Below are 16,082 nucleotides of genomic sequence, written 5' to 3'. Positions count from 1 at the left end.
TCAGGGTCCGAGGCCGGATTCGCCACTCTGAAATCTGCGCGGCTGTGTGGCGGAAAAGCACCGTGGCTTCAACCCGATGAGGGCCGCGCGGGCGGCGCGTCCGGGCCGTCGGATCGCCCTCGAGCGTCCCGACGGTGCCTCCGAAACGTCAACGTCGCGAGTGTTTTAGGTGCAGTGCACCCTGGCGCCGGACGGCCGCGAAGCCGCGATGACAGATCTGGAATCCTGTCATTTCGGGTCGCGGCGGGCGGCGTGCGGCGCGGGAGGCCGCACGAACGACGAAGGCCCGGACAGTCTGTCCGGGCCTTCGAGAGAGCCTGTGGGTGCGCGCCGGATCAGAGGATGCCGGAGCGCAGGACCCGCTGGATCGCGTGGATGACGGCCCCGAACCGGGCCTCGATCAGGTCGCGCGGCACCTCGGCATCGTGCTGGATCGCCAGCGGATGCGTGAAGCGGTAGCTCGCGTCGAAGATGTAGGCGATCGCCCGTTCCCGGTCCCGAGCCGAGAAGATCCCGGAGGTGATGCCCTCCTCGACCACGCGCTCGACGAGGCTGCGCAGCCGCACGCGGTGCCGCCGGGCGATCGGCCGTGCCGAGACGGTGGCGTCGAGATGGACCGCGAACAGGTTCGGTTCGTCGAACAGGGCGTCCCGCTGGACCGTCGCGAGGGCGGTCAGGAGGCGTTCGATCTTGTCGTCGGCGGGATCGGGCGCGTCGGCGATGCCGGCGAGCCGGGCTTCGACCTCGCGCAGCCAGCGGCCCGCCACCGCGTCGAGGAGCGCGTCCTTCGACGGGAAGTAGCGGTACACGTTCGCGTGCGTCATGCCGGCCTCGGCGGCGACGGCCACGACCGTCACGCGCTTGGGCCCGAGCCGCGAGAGGTGCTCGGTGGCGATCCCGAGGAGCCGCACGTCGGCCGCGACCGGCGCCCGCGGGCGGGCTGGACTGGCCGCCTCACCGTTCTCGCGGAGTGTGCCGGATTCGGCGTCGGCGACGGTGATCTTGGCCTTGGCGCTGAGCGCCTCCTCCTTGGACCCGTCGGACTCTGGCTTGAGGAAAGGAAGCGGAAGGCGGGAAGTGGACAGGTGGTAGGGCGAGACGGACCCCCATCATACCGGCTGAAGCGTCCCGGCGCTTCGCGTTGACGTTACGGCTTCCCCCCGGGAGCCCGGTTACCTGAGCGGATTAGGACCGCTTAAACACCCCTATGTGTCAGTTTGCCTTGAGAAGGCAACAAATTTTTCTCGTTATCACCTGCGTCAGAAGCGGTTCTTCCACGCCCGTAAGGCGACGAACACCGCCTCGGGATCGCTTTCCGGCGGAAGGTCGACGGATCGCGCCAGGGCCGGCTGCCCGCTGCGCAGGAACGGGTTGGTCGCCCGCTCCGCACCCATGGTCGAAGGGATGAGGAACCGCCCCTCTGACTGGGCGCGCTCGGCCTCGGCGAGGCGCTTCCTCAGCTCCGGGTTGTCCGGATCGGCCGCCAGGGCGAAGCGCGCGTTGGAGAGTACGTAGTCGTGGCCGCTGAAGACCTGCGTGGCGTCGGGCAGGTCGTCGAAGCGCCGCAGGGAGCGGTAGAGGGTCTCGGGTGGGCTCTCCATCACGCGCCCGCAGCCGAGGGTGAACAGGGTGTCGCCGGCGCAGACGAGGCCGGCTTCCGCGAACCAGTAGGTCACGTGGTCGGCGCAGTGGCCCGGCGTCTCCCAGACCTGCGCCTCGAGGCTGCCGACCGTGACCGTGTCGCCCTCCCGCACGGTCACGTCCACCTGCGGGACCGCGTCGCCGGCCCTGGCGGGGGCGACCACCCGGGCGCCGGTCGCCCGCTTCACCTCCGGGATGCCCTCGACATGGTCGGCGTGCCGGTGGGTCACGAGGATGTCGGTCAGCCGCCAGCCGGTCTCGTCGAGGGCCCGGAGGACCGGTCCGGCCTCCGGCACGTCGATCGCCGCGCAGGCGCCGGTCTGCGGATCGCGGATCAGCACGCCGATGTTGTCGCTGCGGCAGAGGAAGGTGCGAATCTCGGTCTCGGCGGCCATCGGACGGGGTCTCCCAAGAACGCGAACGGGCGCGAAGCGGCGCGAAATCTGTTGCCGTGAACAGGTGATGGTCCGGCGAGGTTCCTCCGGCGCTTGCCGCGCGGCGCGCGGCTCACCATTGGTTACGACGACCGTTCCGTCCGCGATCTCCTGTCCCTCCATGCGCCTCGACGTCAACGGCTTGCGGGCCTTCTACGCCAGCCCTCTGGGCCGCACGACGCACCGCGTGGTCGGCCGCGCGCTCCACGATTTCCTCGGCTCGGTCTCGGGGCTGCGCGTCCTCGGGATCGGCTACGCGACGCCGTATCTCGGGCCGGTCCACTGCATCGCCGAGCGCACCCTCGCCTTCATGCCGGCCTCGCAGGGCGTGGTGAACTGGCCGGGCACCGGGCGCTCCTGCGCGGCGCTCGCCGATCCCACCATGATGCCGCTGCCGGAGGCCGCCATCGACCGGGTCATCCTGGTCCACGCCCTCGAATCGGTGGAGAGCCCGACGGAGCTGCTGCAGGAGGTCTGGCGCACCCTGACGCCGGGCGGCCGCATGATCCTCGTGGTGCCCAACCGCCGGGGCGTCTGGGCCCGCCGGGAGGCGACGCCCTTCGGCCACGGCCAGCCCTACAGCCGCTCGCAGCTCGGGCGGCTCATGCGCGACACGCTGTTCTCGCCGGTGAGCTGGGCCGAGACCCTGTACATGCCGCCGGCCCGCTCGCGCCTGATGCTGCGCACCGGGCCCGCCTGGGAGTGGCTCGGCACCGGCCTGTCCCTGCCCTTCGCGGGCCTGCACGTGGTCGACGCGACGAAGCAGCTGTACCGGCCGGTGGCCGTTCAGCAGGTGCGGCGCGCCCGCCGCCTCGCGCCGGCCCGGGTGCTGGTGCCGGCCCCCTCCCCGGGTTGACCCCGATGAGCCTCGACTTCACCACCCAGCAGTTCCTGCTCGCCCTGTCCGCGCTGTTCTCGATCGTGAACCCGGTCGGGGGCGCCTTCATCTTCGCGCAGGTGGCGGGCGCCTTCAGCCATGCCGAGCGCGTGCTGCTGTCGCGCCGGATCGGCGTCTACGCCGCCCTGGTGATGCTCGGCGCCCTCTGGGCGGGCACGCCGATCCTGAACTTCTTCGGCGTCACCCTGGGTGCGCTGCGCATCGCCGGCGGCCTCGTGGTCATGTCGTCGGCCTGGACCCAGCTGAACCGGCCCGAGGCCCGGGAGGCGCGCAAGCAGGCCGAGGCCTCCGGGTCGGCGGGCCGCGGCCCGGCCCCCGCGGAGCCGCCGGGCGACCCGGCGCCCGGCCCCCTCTCCGACATCGCCTTCTTCCCCCTGACGCTCCCGTTCACCACCGGGCCGGGGACGATCGCGGTCGCCATCACCCTGGGGGCCAACCGGCCGGAGGCCTACGCGGAGCGTTTCGGCTTCTACATCGGCGTCACGCTGGCGGCCCTCGCGGTCGCCGCCACGGTCGCGGTTCTCTACGCCTCCGCCGACCGGGTCGTCGCCTTCATCGGCCCGGCCCGCGCCCGAGTGATGGGCCGCCTCTTCGCCTTCCTGCTCCTGTGCGTCGGGACCCAGATCCTGGTGAACGGCCTCATCGACGTGTTCGCGCCCCTCGCCGCGGCGCGGTGACGACCGGGTCACCGCCGACAGAGCCGGGTAAGGCCCGCATCCCAGATGACCCGCGCGGATTCCGGCCGGCCGAATCGATCGAATTGCGGACGATGTCCGGGATGTTGTGTGTTCATGCAGATGTAATAGTCGTACTTCGCTCATTATTGCATATTACATAAATATAAACCTTCATTAACGATCTCATTCTAGAGCATTCGTCGAGAAGGGATCCGATTTTTCGAGGCTTGCGTCTTCCATAGGTCCGAGCATGATCATGCATGGCCATCGGCCGCGGCGAGGAAGACTTGCGGCCGGAGCCGTCGGCGAAGCGGATCCAGCAACGGAGTGCAGATCGTGGCGACGGACGTCATCGCGGAACCCGAGCGTCGGCCGTCCGCATCCGGGCCACGAGCACGAGGCGGCCGCGCCTGTGCCGACCCGTGCACGACCGGATCCCGCGCGTGATGCGACCGGCATCCCGGGCGCGCCGTCGAGCCGGCGCGCGCCGCGTCCCGCCTACGCGGGCCGTGCGGCCCGGCCCGAGCCCGTGAACCCCCGAGATCCCGCAGCCCGGTGCCGCGCGCGGAGCGCGCGTCCGGCGGCCACCCCGCGCGTATCAGCAAGGAGACACCGCATGACCGACACGACGCAGAGCAAGGTTCCGGCCTGGTACAGCCCGGACTAGATCCAGGACTTCCAGCGCGATCTCCTGGGCGCCGCCGCGAAGGTTCTCGTGCTCTGCCTCGGCGGCAAGGGCGGCGTCGGCAAGACGACCATCGCCCTGCAGGTGGCGGATCTCTGCGCGGAGGTCGGTCCGGTCCTGGCGATCGACACCGACCCGGCCAACCGGCACTTCCACACGGCGCTCATGCAGGAGACCACGCCCGGCAGCGACAACTTCGTCCCGCGCCGTCCCGGTATCATCGCCATCCGGCAGCGGCTGCGCGCCGAGGACAGCACGGGCCGCGTCGACCCGACCCTGTGCCAGGACCTGATCGAGCGCGTGACCGAGGCGGCCGAGCGCCTCGTCGTGGTCGACTTCCCGGCCGGCGACACCGAGACGACCCGTCGGTGCACCGAGATCATCGTGGAGAGCTGCCGGGAGGCGAATGTCCGCCTCGCCGTGGTCGTCGCGGCCGGCGCGGTGGATCCCACAGCCCTGGAGGTCCTGCGCGAGCTCCGGCCCATGCTGATCGAGTGCGACCGGGCGATCCTGGCGAAGAACACCGCCCAGGCGACCAATTTCGACTATCTCGAATCGTCCGACCTCGTGCGATCCCTGCGGAAGCAGTCGAACTTTCGCGTCATCGAGATCGAGCGGATCGGCGAGCGGCTGATCGAGGCCCTGCGGGTGCAGAACACGACCTGGCAGGCCTTGGCGAACAGCGCGCCGATGCGCCTGCGGGTCGAGGGCCGCCGCCTGCGGCGCAACTTCCACACGGCGTGGCGGGATGCCCTCCGGCCGTGACCAACCTCGAGCGGTTCTACCGGTCGGTCCACGGCCGCGATCTCCAGCCCTGGGAGCGTCAGCTCGCCGTGCGGATCGCGGCCGCCCTCAACACCACGACGGACGACGACTTCGTCGTCCACCTGCTGCTGGTGTACATGTCCACCAACGCCATCACGAACATGTACAACGAGCTGGTGGCGGCGCGGAACGGTCTCGCCGAACACAACCGGGACCTCATCGGGGCGCTGACGGCGGACCTGCGGCGCAACAGGCTGATCACCGCCGTTCTGCTCGGTGCGGCCGCCCTCGGCGTGCTCGTGAGCGTCGGGATCCTCTCCACTGTCCTCAACCTGTCTTACGGGTCCGCGGCCGGCGCGGCGCGCCTCGCCGCGGCGCTGGAATCCTGCGAGGTGCGCGGCCCAGCCGGCGCCCAGCGCGGCCTCGGTCGCTGAGCCGAAGGACCCCGCCGTCGGCTCACTCGAGGCGGACGGACACGCTGTCGCTGGCGCCGGTCGCGTCCAGGACCGAGATCCGCGCGAAGCCCGCGCCCCCCGGGGCCCACTCGGCCTTCCGCCGCGGCGTCTGCACGACCGGCTGACCGTCGACCAGCCAGGTGAGCGGCGGCACGCCGCCCAGGGCCTTGAGGGCGAGACCCGGGCCGCCCTCCGCGGCGCCGTGCCGGTCCGCCGCGAGGCCGAGATCGATCCGCGCCCCGTCCGGCGGATAGGCGATCCGCAGCGCCGGTGCCGCCGCCTCGGCCGCCTCGCGCCGCAGGTGCCGCAGCGGCGGCGGCAGGCCCGCCGTCCCGACCACCAGCGCGTCCCGCGGCTGGGGGACCGGCTCGGTCTCGATCCCGAGGCGCGCGAAGGCGTCGAACAGGATCGGCGCCGCGACGGTGCGGCCCACGAGCCCCGGCACCGCGGCACCGTCCGGGCGCCCGGCCCAGACGACGATCGTCGCGTGGCGGTCGAAGCCGGCGGCCCAGGCGTCGCGGTACCCGTAGGAGGTGCCGGTCTTGTAGGCGATGCGGTTCGGCAGGGCGTTCTCCGGCGGCGGTGTCCCGCGCAGGATGTCGGCGATGTACCAGGCCGCCACGGGCTCGGCGACGCGGTGCCGGGATTCGGCCGCGACCCCGTCGGCGCGGCGCAGCAGGTCCGGAACCGCGCCGCCGCGGGCGAGCCCCGCGTAGAGCCGGGCGAGGTCGGTGACCGTGATGCCGAGTCCGCCCAGCGCGACCGGCAGCCCCGGGGCCGCCTCCCGCGGGAGCTGGATCCCGGCCCCGGCGGCGCGCAGCCGGGCGATGAAGCGGGCGGGACCGACCGCGTCCATCAGCTCGACCGCCGGCACGTTCAGCGAGAGCTGCAGGGCCCGCCGGGCCGTGACCGTGCCCTGGAAGGTCAGGTCGAAATTCTCCGGCGCGTAGCTCGCCGAGAAGCGCGCCGGGCGATCCTCCAACAGGGTCTCGGGATGCGCGAGACCGTCCGCGAAGGCCATGGCGTAGACGAAGGGCTTCAGCGCGGAGCCGGGCGAGCGCACCGCCAGGGTCATGTCGATGGCGCCGCGCCGGGCGGGGTCCAGGTACCCGGCGCTGCCGACCTGAGCGAGCACCCGGCCGTCTCGGTTGTCGAGGACGAGGATCGCGGCCGAGAGGTCCGGGCCGGCGGCGGCGGCGCGCTCGGCCGCCAGGGTTTCCAGCCGCTCCTGCAGGCGCCCGTCGATCGCGAGGCGGATCGTGGCGGCACCGGGATCGGCCGCCACCGCCTCCTCGGCGGCGTGCGCCGCGAGCATCGGGAACGGCTTGCGCGTCGTCGGCACCGGCTCGGCCCGGGCGGCCTCGGCCTCCGCCGCCGTGAGGATGCCCCGCGCGACGGCCACCGCCAGGACCCGGTCGCGGGCGGCGCGGGCGCGCTCGGGAAACCTGTCCGGACGGCGGGTCTCGGGCGATTGCGGCAGGGCGACGAGCAGGGCCGCCTGCGCGGCGGTCAGCCGGACCGGCTCGCGCCCGAAATACGCAACGCTCGCCGCGCGCACGCCCTCCAGCGGGCCGCCGTAGGGGGCCAGCGCCAGGTAGAGGTCGAGCAATCCGGCCTTGCCGAGGCGCCGCTCCAGCGTGACCGCCCGCGCCATCTGGCGGAGCTTGGCCTCGAGCGACCGCTCGCGCCGCGGCTCGACGAGGCGCGCCACCTGCATCGACAGGGTGGAGGCGCCGGACATGATGCGGCCGCGGGTCAGCCACTGGCCGGCGGCGCGCAGCACCGCGGCCGGGTCGATGCCGGGATGCGCGGCGAAGCGGCGATCCTCGTAGGCGAGCAGCATCGCCCGGTAGCGCGGATCGACCGCCTCCGCGGTGACCGGCAGGCGCCAGCGCCCGTCCGTGGTCGCGAAGGGGCGCAGCAGCGTGCCGGACCGATCCAGCACCACCGTCGAGCGTGATTCGGCCGCGGCCAGGTCGAGGGGCGGCAGCGCGTCGGCGTAGCGCCAGAGCGCGGCGGTGCCGGCCCCCAGGAGGCCGAGACCGAGCGCCGTCGCCCCGAGCGCCGCGCGCAGGCCCCTCGCCCGCTTCCGGGGAGGCGCCGACGCGCGCGGATCCGACCCGTCGTGCGGCACGCATCCTCCCGGTCTCGGCTCCGACGGCGCAGGATCCCGTGTTCCCGCGCGCCCGGCAAGCCCCCGGCGGAGCCGGCCTCTAGGCCGTGCCGACGCCCCGCAGGTCCTCGAAGGCGGGCCGATCCGGCCGATTCATCCGGATCGGGAACGGCACGACGTTGGAGGGTATCGCGGCGGCCGGTGTCTCGGGGGGCTGCGCCGCCTTGCGCGCCTTGCCGGGCTTCACCCAGCGCTCGATCCGCTTGAAGTAGGTCCGCCTCGCCAGCCAAGCCGGAACTCGCCTGCCCTTCCGCATGATCTGTCCCTCGCCGTTGCGTCCCGAGTCCCCCTCAGACCCGCGCCCCGAACGCGTCAAGCGGTTCGAATCACGGCTGTATTCACGATACGAGCGGATCCCGGGGAGCCCCGCATCCCCCGTTTGGGTGACGCGGCGCGCGGGGCCGCGACCGTCAGGCCGCCGCGTTCTCCTTCGCCCGCTCCAGTGCGAGCTTCGTGACGGCCACTTGGTCGACCTTGCCGGTGCCGAGCATCGGGATCGCGTCCAGCACCACCACCTCGGCGGGGATCGCGACGTCGGAGGCGCCGCGGCCCTTGGCGAAGCTCTGGTAGGCGGCCCGGGTCGCGCCCTTCTCCTGCGTGAACAGGATCAGCCGCTCGCCCTTGCGCGCGTCCGGCACCGCCGCCACCGCGCTCGGACGGTCGGGCCAGAGCTCGGCGGCCAGCGTCTCGATGCCGGCGAGCGACACCATCTCGCCGGCGATCTTCGCGAAGCGCTTGGCCCGACCCTTGATGGTGACGAAGCCCATCGGGTCGATCGCCACGATGTCGCCGGTGTCGTGCCAGCCGCCCGGCGGCGGCTCCAGCACGCCGGGCTTCTCGGCGCGCAGGTAGCCCAGCATGATGTTCGGCCCGCGCAGGGACAGGCGGCCGCCCTCGTCGATTCCCGGCACCGGCTCGAGGCGGGTCTCGATGCCGGGCAGGATCCGCCCGACCGTGCCGAACCGGTTGAACATCGGCGTGTTGAGGGCGACGACAGGCCCGCACTCGGTGACGCCGTAGCCCTCCAGGATGCGCAGCCCGAACTTCTCCGCCCAGGTCTTCCGGGTGGTCTCCTTCACGGCCTCGGCGCCGGCCACGACGTAGCGCAGGGAGCGCAGGTCGTAGGAATGGGCCGACCGGGCGTAGCCCGTGAGGAACGTGTCGGTCCCGAACAGGACGGTGCTGTTCGAGCCGTAGATCAGCTCCGGCACGATCCGGTAGTGCAGCGGCGACGGGTAGAGGTAGACCGGCACCCCCGAGACCAGGGGCAGGACCAGCCCGGCCGTGAGCCCGAAGGCGTGGAACACCGGCAGGACATTGAACACCTTGTCCATCGGGCCGAAATCAATCCGGGCCGCCACCTGCGCCACGTTGGCGAGCATGCAGCGGTTGGCGAGCACAACGCCCTTCGGCGTGCCCTCGCTGCCCGAGGTGAACAGCACCGCCCCCGGATCCTCGCCGGCGCGCGCCACCAGGGGTCGGCGCGGCGCCAGGAGGCCGCGGATCTTGTCCCCCGTCGTGATCCCGGCCCGCACGTCCTCCAGGTAGATCAGCTCGACCGAGCCGCGGATCGCCTCGACGAGCGACCCCAGCCGCCCCTTCTCGATGAAGGCCCGGGAGGTCAGGATCTTGCTGACCTCCGCGGCCCGGCAGGCCGAGAGCACGTTGGCGGGGCCGGCCGAGAAATTGATCATCGCCGGCACCCGGCCCGCGGAGGCGAGGGCGAACAGCGTCACCGCGGCGCCGTTGGCGTTCGGCAGCATGACGCCGATCCGGCCGCCCACGGGCGCCAGCGGCATCAGCTTGCGGCCGAGGATGTTGGCGCCCATCACGAGCCGGCTGTAGCTGAGGCGGCCGCCGACCGGATCCTCCAGGGAGTTGCGGCCCCAGCCGTGGCGCTCGCCCGCCTCGATCAGCGCCGCCATCAGGCCGCGGTCGATGTCGGCGGTGCGGAAAAGGAGGTCCGACATGATCCCGTAGAGGGCGGCGCCCGCCGCCTGCCGCCGCGCCTTGCCCTTGAGCGCGGGGTCCACAGTCAGCCGCACCGGCGGCATCACCGTCACGGTCACCTTGGGCCACCAGCGGCGGCGCACCTGCCCGCGCGACAGCCGCGAGAAGACGGTGCGCTCCAGGCCGTCGAGCTTCACCGGGACGACCATCGCGCCCGACTTGTCGGCGATCAGCCCGGCGCCGTCGTAGACCTTCATCAGGCTGCCGGTGACCGTGAGCCGGCCCTCGGGGAAGATGATCAGGGTCTCGCCGCTCTTGACCGCGTTGATCAGCGTCCGGGTGGCGAGCGGCCGGGTCGGGTCGAGCGGCATCGCCTTGGTGATGCGCAGGAACGGGCGCACCCACCAGCGCTGCGCGATCCCGCTGTCGATGGCGAAGACCGGCTCCTGCTCGAGGAGCGACAGCGCGAGCGGCGCGTCGAGGAACGAGACGTGGTTGAGGGCGATGATGGCGTTCGGGCCAGCCGCCGCGAGGTTGTCGAAGCCGCGCACTTCCAGACGGTAGAAGGCCCGGAACAGGATCGACAGGAAGTCGCGGAACGGGCTCGTCGGCAGGGTCGCGAACACGAGCGCGCCGACGATCAGGTTCAGCACCGCCACCACCGCGAGGAGACTCGCGATCGTGAGGCCAGCGCCCTGCAGCGCCGCGAGCGCCAGGGTGCCGGCGACCATGAAGGCCGCCGTCATGACGTTGACGGCGCCGATGATCCGGGCGCGCATCGCCTTCTCGGCCCAGGCCTGCACGGCCGCGAAGGACGGGACGATGTAGAGGCCGCCGGAGATCGCGAGACCGAGGAAGTCGATCCCGGTGCGCAGGCCGTGGCCGGTCTGCAGGAAGCCGAGGGGGCCGATCGGCTCCGCGGGCGGGGCCGGCAGGTGGCCGATCGTCCAGGCGAGGTCGAGGCCGAACAGGCCCATCAGCACCGCGCCGACCGGCGTCGGCAGCAGCACGATCCGGCCGCTGGCGAGCCACGAGGCGAGGCCGGAGCCGACCGCGATGCCGATCGAGAACAGCGCCAGCAGCAGCGTGATCACCGTCTCGGTGCCGTTGAAGGCGCCGCGCACCAGTACCGGCAGCAGCGACAGCACCACCACGCCGACCAGCCAGAACCAGCTCACCGTGAGCGAGCCGCGCCACAGCCGCGTGTCGGCCCAGAGGTCGCGCAGCAGCGCGTAGGTCGAGCGGGCGACGTTCGGGTCGACGCGCAGGTCCGGCGCCCCCTCGCCGGTCGCCGGGATCATCCGGGCCGAGAGCCAGCACAGGACGGCGAAGCCCATCACCAGGACGCCGAACACGAGTCCCGAGCCGCCCATCGCCGAGGCCGCGCCGGCCGCGATCGTGCCGAGCAGGATCGCCAGGAAGGTCGCCGCCTCAACGAGCGCGTTGCCGGCGGGCAGCTCCTCGCGCCGGAGATGGTCCGGCAGGATCCCGTACTTGATCGGGCCGAACAGCGCCGCGATCGTCCCGAACAGGCCGAGCGCCACGAACAGCACCGGGATCGAGTGCAGGAGGAAGCCGAGCACGGCGGTGCCGGCCGCGAAGATCTCGGCGAACTTGAGCCGCCGCGCCATCAGCGCCTTGTCGTAGCGGTCGGCCCACTGGCCGCCGAGACCCGACAGGATGAAGAACGGCCCGATGAACACGGCGCTCGCGAGCGTCACGAGGACGCCGGCATGGGCGTCCGCCTGGCCGCCGATCCCGAACAGAATCAGGAAGGCGAGCGCGTTCTTCAGGAAATTGTCGTTGAACGCCGAGAAGAACTGGCACCAGAACAGCGGCGCGAAGCGCCGCGCAGACATCAGGGTACGGAACATGGCGATCTCTCGGTTCCGAACCTGACTGGCCCACGAGAGACCGTCAGGTCAAATCGGACCGAGGCGAACGCACAGGGATCGCGGGGGCCGCGCGGCCGGGCCGTGTGGACCGGCACGGCTCAACGCCGCCCGGCCGTCGATCCGCTCCCGCGCGTCAGGCCTTGTGGACGAGCCGGCCGCGCCGCGCGACGGCGGCCCCGGCATGCCGGGCGATGAACGCGTGCAGGGAGGCGCCGAGATCGTAGGACCAGTACACGTGGGCCGCGAGCGTCGTAAACACGAGGAGCGCGGCCCCGACCGCGCAGGCCGGCACGAGCAGCAGGCCGGTCAGGACCATCCCGACGGCGGTCCGCTCGGCCAGGGACGCCTGCGGCCAGGGATCGATCGGGAGCGAGAAGAGGGAGAAGCGTCGTCCAGTGCGCATGGCTGCGACCCTCGATGGTTCGGCATGACGCGTTACAGGCAGTCAACAGCGGCCGCGGTCGGACGTTGCGTCCCGGTCCGCGAAATCGGCGTCGCGATCGGTATCCCCGTGACGTTCCGGCCCAATCGGGCGGCGCAACCGAGCGCGCCGCACCGTGTTGCCGGTTCGGTCTGTCGTGGATGAGGTCGGTATGGCACGGGTTGCGGTCGTTACGGGGGGCACGGCCGGAATCGGGCTCGCCACCGCGCATGAATTCGCCGCGCGCGGCTGGTCGGTCGCGGTGATCGCGCGGGATCCCGGCCGTCTCTCCGCGGCCGAGCGGGCGCTCGCCGCCTACGGCCAGCCGGTGCTGGCGATCGGCGCCGACGTCGCCGACTCGGAGGCCGTGGACGCGGCCGCTGAGCGGGTCGAGCGCGAGCTCGGCCCGATCCGCGCGTGGGTGAACAATGCCATGTCGACGGTGGTGAACCCGGCCGACCGAATCACCCCGCACGAGTACCGGCGGGTGACCGAGACCACCTATCTCAGCCAGGTCTACGGGACGCTCGCCGCCCTGCGCTACATGAAGCAGCGCGACCGCGGCGCGATCATCCAGGTCTCGTCGGGCCTCGCGATCCGGGCGGCGCCCCTGCAGGCGCCCTACTGCGCGGCCAAGTTCGCGGTCTCGGGCTTCACCGACGCCCTGCGCTGCGAGCTGCTGCACGACCGGGTCAATGTCAGCCTCAGCGTGATCTACCTGCCTGCGGTCAACACGCCGCAGTTCAACTGGGCGCGCAACCGCACCGGCCACCGCCAGTACGCGCCGGACCCGGTCTTCGACCCGCGGCTCTGCGCCGACGCGATCCTGTACGCGGTCGAGCACCCGCGCCGGGAGGTCTGGGTCGGCCGGTCCTCGGTGATGATGGCGGCCGCCCAGGCGCTGGCGCCGGCGCTCGCCGACCGCAAGGCCGCCTCCATGTGGTCGGCCCAGCTCTCCGACGAGACCATCCCCGAGATGGCGGGCAATCTCGAGGCCCCAGTGCCCGGCCCGGCCGGGATCGACGGGCGCTTCTCCGGTCGGACCAAGGCGAGCCGCGCCGAGTTCGTCACGAGCCGCACCCGCGACGTCGTGGTCGGCGGCCTCGTCGGCTTGGCCCTCGTCGGCCTCGCCGGCACCGTCCACGCCGCCCGGTCGGCGCGCCGCCTGCCCGGGCGGACCTGACAGCTGTAACCGACCGCGCCGCCTGTTACACCCGTTCCGGTTGATAGGCGTGCCGCCGTCTTTGCGAGCGGAGCGAAGCAATCCAGCCGGCGCTACGCTCCCCGGTGTCGCGCTGCCCTGGGTCGCTTCGCTGCGCTCGCGATGACGGAGAGGGCGGCTGAACCGGGGCCATCTTATAGACACTGCCCCGAGGAAGGTCCCAGACGATGCCCGGCTATCTGCCCTTCGCGGGCGCCCTGAAGCTGCCCGCCTACACCTGCGACAATTGCGGGTTCTGGCAGCGGCACTTCGAGGTGCCGGCCGCCTGCCCGATGTGCCTCGACGCCCGCCACGTCGTGCCGCAGGACGGCTGGCGCTTCCGCACCGCCCGCGAGGCGCAGGAGGCCTTTCCCTGCCACTGGCAGGAGCTCGAGCCGGGCGTCTGGCGCTTCTGGAACGAGCCGGTCTCCGGCATCGGGCCGTCCGCCTATCTGATCCAGACCGAGCACGGGAACATGGGCTTCGAGGGCTGCCCGGTCTTCAGCGAGGCCGCCCTCGACCAGATCGAGCGGCTCGGCGGGATGGCTGTGCTCTCGGCCTCGCACCCGCATTCCTACGGGGCGCTGACGCAGCTCCAGGACCGGTTCGACCCGGAGGTGTGCCTGCCGGCGGCCGATTTCGCGTGGAGCGCGGCGCTGCAGGTGAGCTGGCCCTACGACGATTTCCTCGAGCCGCTGCCGGGGCTGGAGCTGCACCGCACCGCCGGCCATTTCGATGGCCACGCGATCCTGTACGATCGCGGGCGAAAGATCTGCTTCTGCGGCGACGCCCTGAAGTTCGAGCTCGACCCGGCGGATTTCCGACGCGCCACCACGATCTCGGCCCACAAGGCCTTCGTGCGCGGGGTGCCGCTCACGCCGAGCGAGCTGCGCCGCTACCGCGACGTGTTCGAGCGCCTCGACTTCACCCAGACCTGGACGCCGTTCGAGCCCGCCCGCAATTGCGGGCGGGCCGAGGTTCTGGCCCTGCTCGACCAGCTGATGAGCGGCCGATCGCACGCCGCGCCGGTGCCGCTCGACAGCCTGCGGGCTCAGGGCCGGTAGAGCGGGTCGTTCTCCAGGCGGATCGGCTGGCCGTGGGGCGTGGCCTCCGCGGCCCGCAGGAAGGCCTCGGTCCGCGCCGCGACGCTCTCGGGCCCCGCCACGCCACGCTCGGCCAGGAGCGCTTCCAGCGTCGCGAGCCACGCGCCGTAATCGGCCGCCTGCTCGGGGGCCTCGGTGGGGCGGATCTGGCGGCCGAGGCGGTCCGCCCATTCCGACCACGTGAACAGCCCGGATTCGCGCAGAGAGACCACCAGGGCGAAGACCTGCGCCTCCCAGGGCGCCGCGAAGGGGCTGGGCGACGGCGCGGTCACGCGGGGTCCAGGTACGGTTCGAAGGCCGCCACCGTGACGACTCCGCCCGGGTCGCCGCTCTCGCCCCACAGTACCTGCGCGGTGAAGGCGACCGTGTAGAGCCAGGTCGGGTTCTCACCCGACCCGTAGGCGTTGGTGTCGGGGAAGACGTAGACCCCGTCGACGCGCACGATCCGGCCGCGCTTGCCGCGCACGTAGCGGGGCAGCCGCGTGTGGCCGGTCGGGTGGCTGTTGCGCGCCAGGACGGCGTCGCCGACCGCGAAGCGCGCCGGGGCATCGGCGGCGCGGCTGCTCGGGAAGCCGGCCCGGAAGCGCTGCTCCAGGCCCTCGCGGGCCAGGACCCGCGCGACGGGCTTGGCCTTCTCCGCGGATCGGCCGCTCGCCAGTTCGGCCGGCGTCACCAGCCCGGTGCCGACGACCTGCTTCTCCAGCGCCCTGAGCCAGATCTCGTAGTAGCTCGACGCGAGATATTCCGCCGGCGGCAGGGATTCGCGGTTGGCCCGGCTGCCGTCGAGGTTCCAGGCGCCCGTGTAGCCCATGGCCATGGCCAGAGCGAAGACGCGGCGCTCCCACGCGGCGTGGAAGACCGGCTCGTCCGGCTCCGGCACCACCGGCCCGAAGCCGTGCGCCCCGCCGAGATCCTGGGCTCCGTTCATACCGGCATCTCCGCGGGCGCGACCGGGATCGCCCTGGGCAGGCCCGTACCGATCATGGAATCGCGGGTGACGAGGGCGGCCAGGGCCTCCTCGGAGAAGCCCTCGGTCTCGGTCGGGCGCATCGGCAGGACCATGTAGCGGGTCTCGGCCGTCGAGTCCCAGACGGTGATGCGGGTGGTTTCCGGCAGCGTCACGCCGAACTCGGCGAGCACGCCGCGCGGGTCGATCACCGCCCGCGCCCGGTAAGGCGGCGCCTTGTACCAGACCGGGGGCAGGCCGAGCACCGGCCACGGGTAGCAGGAGCACAGGGTGCAGACGACGAGGTTGTGGATCTCCGGCGTGTTCTCGACGACCACCATGTGCTCGCCGCCGCGGCCGCCGATATCCAACTCGGCGATGGCCGGCGTGGCGTCAGCCAGGAGCCGCGCCCGGAAGGCGGGGTCGGTCCAGGCCCGGGCCACGACCCGGGCCCCCGCGTGGGGGCCGACCTTGGTCTCGTAGAGCTCGACCAGGGCATCGAGGGCCGCCGGGTCGACGTAGCCCTTCTCGGTCAGCAGCGATTCCAGGGCGCGCACCCGGGCCTCGACCGGCGACAGGTCGCTGCCGTGGTGATGATCGTGGTGGTGATCGTCGTGGCCATGCGCGTGCTGCGCGTGATCGTGGGTCATCCCGCTCTCCTGACGCTGCGCACTCTGCATCGACCGGCCCGCCGCTGCCAGCCCGGGGGCCCGGATCCGGCCGCCGTTGTCACCCCGGTCACCATGCTTAAATTCCCTGTCACAATTGGGAGCGTTTGGCATCGGTTCAGGATTCCACCGCTACCGACGTTAGAGCTATTCCAGTATACCAGCGTTGG

Annotated in this window: 15 protein-coding genes; 6 read left to right on the top strand and 9 right to left on the bottom strand. The window is 72.3% G+C overall.

Annotated elements, in window-relative coordinates:
- Nucleotides 1-335 precede the first annotated feature (335 nt).
- Together ASG32_RS10980 and gloB are read right to left on the bottom strand one after the other, a co-directional pair.
- Nucleotides 336-911 (bottom strand): TetR family transcriptional regulator, encoded by a 576-nt coding sequence (locus tag ASG32_RS10980; protein ID WP_012317921.1) that lies wholly within the window; start codon nt 909-911, stop codon nt 336-338.
- Between the two features lie 348 nt (nt 912-1,259).
- On the bottom strand, nt 1,260-2,036 hold the full coding sequence (gene gloB, locus ASG32_RS10975) for a hydroxyacylglutathione hydrolase (protein WP_056525646.1): 777 nt from the start codon (nt 2,034-2,036) through the stop codon (nt 1,260-1,262).
- A gap of 160 nt (nt 2,037-2,196) precedes the next feature.
- On the opposite strand from gloB, the gene ASG32_RS10970 reads away from it, so the two are divergent.
- From ASG32_RS10970 to ASG32_RS10955, 4 genes are all read left to right on the top strand, one after another.
- Entirely contained in the window at nt 2,197-2,931 is a 735-nt protein-coding gene (locus ASG32_RS10970) for a methyltransferase domain-containing protein (RefSeq protein WP_042671901.1), read from the top strand.
- Between the two features lie 5 nt (nt 2,932-2,936).
- A complete protein-coding gene (locus tag ASG32_RS10965) occupies nt 2,937-3,650 on the top strand; it encodes a MarC family protein (protein ID WP_042671900.1) in 714 nt (237 codons plus the stop codon).
- 715 nt (nt 3,651-4,365) lie between these two features.
- Nucleotides 4,366-5,100, top strand: coding sequence for an ArsA-related P-loop ATPase (locus ASG32_RS10960; protein WP_244491890.1), 735 nt, complete (start codon nt 4,366-4,368; stop codon nt 5,098-5,100).
- Complete coding sequence (locus ASG32_RS10955) at nt 5,097-5,534, top strand: hypothetical protein (RefSeq protein ID WP_056525643.1); 438 nt, start codon at nt 5,097-5,099, stop codon at nt 5,532-5,534. The genes ASG32_RS10960 and ASG32_RS10955 overlap by 4 nt, the downstream gene beginning before the upstream one ends.
- 22 nt (nt 5,535-5,556) lie before the next feature.
- On the opposite strand, the gene pbpC is transcribed toward ASG32_RS10955, so the two are convergent.
- The 4 genes from pbpC to ASG32_RS10935 all read right to left on the bottom strand — a co-directional run bounded on the left by pbpC (nt 5,557) and on the right by ASG32_RS10935 (nt 11,976).
- Complete coding sequence (gene pbpC, locus ASG32_RS10950) at nt 5,557-7,629, bottom strand: penicillin-binding protein 1C (RefSeq protein ID WP_244491907.1); 2,073 nt, start codon at nt 7,627-7,629, stop codon at nt 5,557-5,559.
- 139 nt (nt 7,630-7,768) lie between these two features.
- Nucleotides 7,769-7,984 (bottom strand): hypothetical protein, encoded by a 216-nt coding sequence (locus tag ASG32_RS10945; RefSeq protein ID WP_056525636.1) that lies wholly within the window; start codon nt 7,982-7,984, stop codon nt 7,769-7,771.
- A 154-nt stretch (nt 7,985-8,138) separates the two neighbouring features.
- Nucleotides 8,139-11,552, bottom strand: coding sequence for an acyl-[ACP]--phospholipid O-acyltransferase (locus ASG32_RS10940; protein WP_056525633.1), 3,414 nt, complete (start codon nt 11,550-11,552; stop codon nt 8,139-8,141).
- A 154-nt stretch (nt 11,553-11,706) separates the two neighbouring features.
- Nucleotides 11,707-11,976 carry a hypothetical protein gene (locus tag ASG32_RS10935; RefSeq protein ID WP_020093716.1) on the bottom strand — a complete coding sequence of 90 codons (270 nt, stop codon included), beginning with the start codon at nt 11,974-11,976 and terminating at the stop codon, nt 11,707-11,709.
- A gap of 190 nt (nt 11,977-12,166) precedes the next feature.
- Here ASG32_RS10935 and ASG32_RS10930 point away from each other — a divergent pair, with 190 nt between their 5' ends.
- Both ASG32_RS10930 and ASG32_RS10925 read left to right on the top strand, forming a co-directional pair.
- Nucleotides 12,167-13,177: an SDR family oxidoreductase gene (locus ASG32_RS10930; protein WP_056525630.1), complete on the top strand. Its 1,011-nt coding sequence runs from the start codon at nt 12,167-12,169 to the stop codon at nt 13,175-13,177.
- Between the two features lie 206 nt (nt 13,178-13,383).
- On the top strand, nt 13,384-14,259 hold the full coding sequence (locus ASG32_RS10925) for an MBL fold metallo-hydrolase (protein WP_056525627.1): 876 nt from the start codon (nt 13,384-13,386) through the stop codon (nt 14,257-14,259).
- Here ASG32_RS10925 and ASG32_RS10920 read toward each other — a convergent pair.
- Genes ASG32_RS10920 through nthA form a run of 3 tightly spaced genes read right to left on the bottom strand, consistent with a single transcriptional unit; the run spans nt 14,247 to nt 15,894 of the window.
- Entirely contained in the window at nt 14,247-14,570 is a 324-nt protein-coding gene (locus ASG32_RS10920; protein WP_056525624.1) for a nitrile hydratase accessory protein, read from the bottom strand. The two genes, ASG32_RS10925 and ASG32_RS10920, sit on opposite strands and share 13 nt — an antisense overlap.
- Nucleotides 14,567-15,226, bottom strand: coding sequence for a nitrile hydratase subunit beta (gene nthB, locus ASG32_RS10915; protein ID WP_056525621.1), 660 nt, complete (start codon nt 15,224-15,226; stop codon nt 14,567-14,569). Before nthB ends, ASG32_RS10920 begins: the two co-directional genes overlap by 4 nt.
- Nucleotides 15,223-15,894, bottom strand: a complete 672-nt coding sequence (gene nthA, locus ASG32_RS10910; RefSeq protein WP_020093711.1) for a nitrile hydratase subunit alpha — start codon at nt 15,892-15,894, stop codon at nt 15,223-15,225. Before nthA ends, nthB begins: the two co-directional genes overlap by 4 nt.
- Nucleotides 15,895-16,082 lie beyond the last annotated feature (188 nt).

This window comes from Methylobacterium sp. Leaf361 (assembly GCF_001424445.1).
Taxonomy (GTDB): Bacteria; Pseudomonadota; Alphaproteobacteria; order Rhizobiales; family Beijerinckiaceae; genus Methylobacterium.
The sequence above is the reverse complement of the archived record's forward strand: the minus strand, read 5'-3'. Positions and strand labels throughout refer to the sequence as shown.